The following is a 3,538-nucleotide window of genomic DNA, read 5'->3' on the forward strand; positions in this document are numbered from 1 at the left end:
TGTTAGAGATTTAAATGGAGAGATGAAATTATTGAATGGTAACCAGACTATGGTTGTCATGACAGATTTCTTAATGAAAAAATGGCAAAAAGAAGGAAAACTAAACGGTAAACAGTTTGTAGGAACTACTATCGTATCTACAGATATGGTTGGAGATATAGCTTCTTCCTATGATGTAGAAACAAAAATATGTTTGACTGGTTTTAAATGGATTGCCAAAATGATCGTTGACTTCCCTGAATTGAACTTTATCGGAGGAGGTGAAGAAAGTTTTGGGTACATGGTTGGAGATTTTGTGAGAGACAAAGACGCAATTACATCGGCTTTATTAGCTTGTGAAATTGCAACGTATGCAAAAGCACAAGGAAGTTCTTTCTACAATGAATTATTACAATTATACGTAAACCATAGTTTCTATAAAGAACATCTTATCTCAATTACTAAAAAAGGAATGGATGGAGCAGCTCAAATCTCACAAATGATGGTTGACATGAGAGCGAATGCACCTAAAGAAATTGACGGTGAAAAAGTTGAATTTGTTTATGACTACGACTCTTCAGTAAGAAAAAACTTATTGACAGGTGAGGAAAGTGTTATCGACATGCCAAAATCTAATGTTCTTATTTTTTATACAGAAAATGGAACAAGAGTTGCGGCAAGACCAAGCGGAACGGAACCTAAAATTAAATTTTACTTTAGTGTAAATGGACCTTGTACTGCAATTGAAAATGCCGAGCAAACGGAAAATGATTTGGATGCTAAAATTCAGAGAATTATAAAAGAATTGAATTTATAATTTGAATTCTGAATTTATAAAATAAAAAACTCATTTTAGATTAAGAATCTAAAATGAGTTTTTTAATTTACACACTATATAACATTATGTCCGTCAATCTTATGAAAGAGCATTTAATTTTCAATATCCTATTCAAGTGGAAATATCAAATAGCTTCGCTCAAAGCATGGTTGTCTTTTGAAAAAGACATCAAAGGTATAAACTCAATAACCTATGTTGCAAGAGATGCCGACAAGGATTGGATTTTCGGTGCAAAAGTAAGACGGTTATCTAAGTTCTCTAAATTAAATGCAAAACCTTATTTTCATGCAAAACTGAGAAACCTACCTCAAACTGATGCTTATTTTTTCATTTTCCCAAATTATTTCTGTCGTGCAATACGTCACAATCCGTTTATTTTAAACAGAAAAAACATAGTGATGTATACACATCAACATTGGACAAATTCTTATAGTAAAACTCACATCTCATGGTGTTTGAATAAAGCTCATAAAGTGATCTGTTTAAATTCTATCACGAAAAAACAACTCATTGAGGTAGGTGTGAAAAAAGAAAAAATTGAGGTAATTCATATCGCATCAAGTCCTGAAACATTCTATCCTCACGAAAGAAAATCTGGAGCTGTTGGTTTTTGTTGTGCTTACAGTGACCGTAAAAACCCAGAATTAATTTTCAACATTATTAAAAACATGCCTGAAAAGAATTTTTACATAATAGGAGTTCTTTGGGAAAATTTTGACAAATATGAAGAGCTTAGTTCTCTTGCAAATTTCACTTATATCAATAATGCTGATTATGCTGAATACCCTAAACTTTATAATAAAATAGACACTTTTATTTCTGCTTCTTTTTTAGAAGGGGGACCGGTTCCTTTATTGGAAGCTATGCTTTCTAACTGTTTTCCGATTGCTTCAAAGACTGGTTTCTGTAACGACATTATAGATCATGGAGTTAATGGATTCTTGTTTGACGCACATACTAATTATGAAGAAGTTATAGAGTTTATTAGACAAGCAGACTTAATTCAGACCAATACTAGAGAAACCGTACTAGAACATTCTTGGGGAAATTGTTCTCAAAAAATTGACAGTTTATTTTTAAAAGATTGAATCTATAAAATTAATTTTCATTTCATAAAAAAATCCATTTGAAAATTTTCAAATGGATTTTTATAGTATCTACACCCTCTTTTACTTCTTCAATCCTAAGGCTTCTCCCTTAGCAATCATAAATTCGAAACACTGATTATATTCATTCGAAATTTCTCCATCTAAGATAGCCTCTTTGATAGCATCTTTTATTTGTCCTATTTCTCTACAAGGCTTCAAATTGAAGGTCTCCATAATTAACTCTCCAGAGATTGGAGGTTGAAAATCACGAACGCGATCTCTTTCCTCTACTTCTTTCACCTTATCCCTAACAACTTTAAAATTGTTATGATATCTTTTAAATTTTACAGGATTTTTGGTAGTAATATCTGCTTCACACAAGGTCATCAAACTATCTAAGTCTTCTCCAGTATCAAAAATCAGACGTCTTACTGCGGAATCCGTAACATCGGTTGCTAAGACAATAGGACGTGAACTTAAAAGAACCATTTTTTGAACAAACTTCATCTTATTATTCAGCGGCATTTTTAACCTTTTGAATAATTTATAGACCATTTTTGAGCCCACAAATTCATGTGCATGAAAAGTCCAACCGTTTTTTTTATCAAATCTTTTTGTCGGCGCTTTTCCAATATCATGTAATAATGCTGCCCAACGCAACCACACATCATCCGTATTCGGAGCAATATTATCTACCACTTCCAACGTATGATAAAAATTATCCTTGTGCTTTTGCCCTTCCAATTCATCGACCCCTTTTAAATCAGTAAGTTCGGGAATCAATCTTTCTAACAAACCTGTTTTTTCCAACAAAAGAAAACCGATAGAAGGAACAGGAGACTCCATGATTTTTTGAAGTTCGACAACAATCCGTTCTTTGGTGATGATATCAATTCTTTCACAGTTTCTATGGATTGCATCCAAAGAACCTTTTTCTATCTCAAAATCCAACTGAGTAGCAAAACGAATTGCTCGCATCATTCTAAGAGGATCATCGGAATAAGTAATATCAGGATTTAACGGTGTTCTAATAATTTTAGATTGCAAATCAGCAATGCCACCGAATGGATCCAGTAACTCACCATAAGAATCCTTATTCAAACTCAATGCCATCGCATTGATTGTAAAATCTCTTCTATTTTGATCGTCTTGTAAAGAACCAACGGACACTTCTGGATTTCTACTGTTTTCAGTATAAGACTCCTTCCTTGCTCCAACAAACTCAATCTCTACATCTTGATATCGCAACATGGCAGTTCCATAAGTTTTAAAAACCTGAACTTTGGGTCTTGTAGGTAGTAATTGTGCAACCTTTTTTGCCAATTCTATACCACTACCCACCGCAACGACATCAATGTCTTTTGTAATTCCTCTTTGCAAAATAAAATCTCGCACAAAACCACCAATCACAAAACTTTTTAAATTTAGTAACTCAGTAGCTTCCGTTATATATGGGAATATAGCGTGTTGTAACGCTTTTTTATAATTATTTGGATTCATATTCAATCTCTAATCACTTCAATAGTGCCGTCTGTATTTATTTTTAATATTCTAGACGATTTATCACTTTTTGAATCGTGCTGCAAATCTACCACATAATCTACGCTCTCCAAAATAGCTTTACTTATTTCTG

The 3,538-nt window shown here is 33.0% G+C and carries 2 protein-coding genes and 1 pseudogene; 2 read left to right on the forward strand and 1 reads right to left on the reverse strand.

From position 1 onward, the window contains the following. Positions 1–796: pseudogene (locus tag P8H68_RS13235) on the forward strand (phospho-sugar mutase); the annotation flags it as partial. 101 nt (positions 797–897) lie between these two features. Beyond that, positions 898–1,905 carry a glycosyltransferase gene (locus tag P8H68_RS13240; RefSeq protein WP_300326120.1) on the forward strand — a complete coding sequence of 336 codons (1,008 nt, stop codon included), beginning with the start codon at positions 898–900 and terminating at the stop codon, positions 1,903–1,905. A gap of 81 nt (positions 1,906–1,986) precedes the next feature. On the opposite strand, the gene P8H68_RS13245 is transcribed toward P8H68_RS13240, so the two are convergent. Then, positions 1,987–3,405: an HD domain-containing protein gene (locus tag P8H68_RS13245; protein ID WP_300326121.1), complete on the reverse strand. Its 1,419-nt coding sequence runs from the start codon at positions 3,403–3,405 to the stop codon at positions 1,987–1,989. Positions 3,406–3,538 lie beyond the last annotated feature (133 nt).

Origin of the sequence: Flavicella sp. (genome assembly GCF_029238425.1) — a bacterium.
Classification (GTDB): Bacteria; Bacteroidota; Bacteroidia; order Flavobacteriales; family Flavobacteriaceae; genus Flavicella.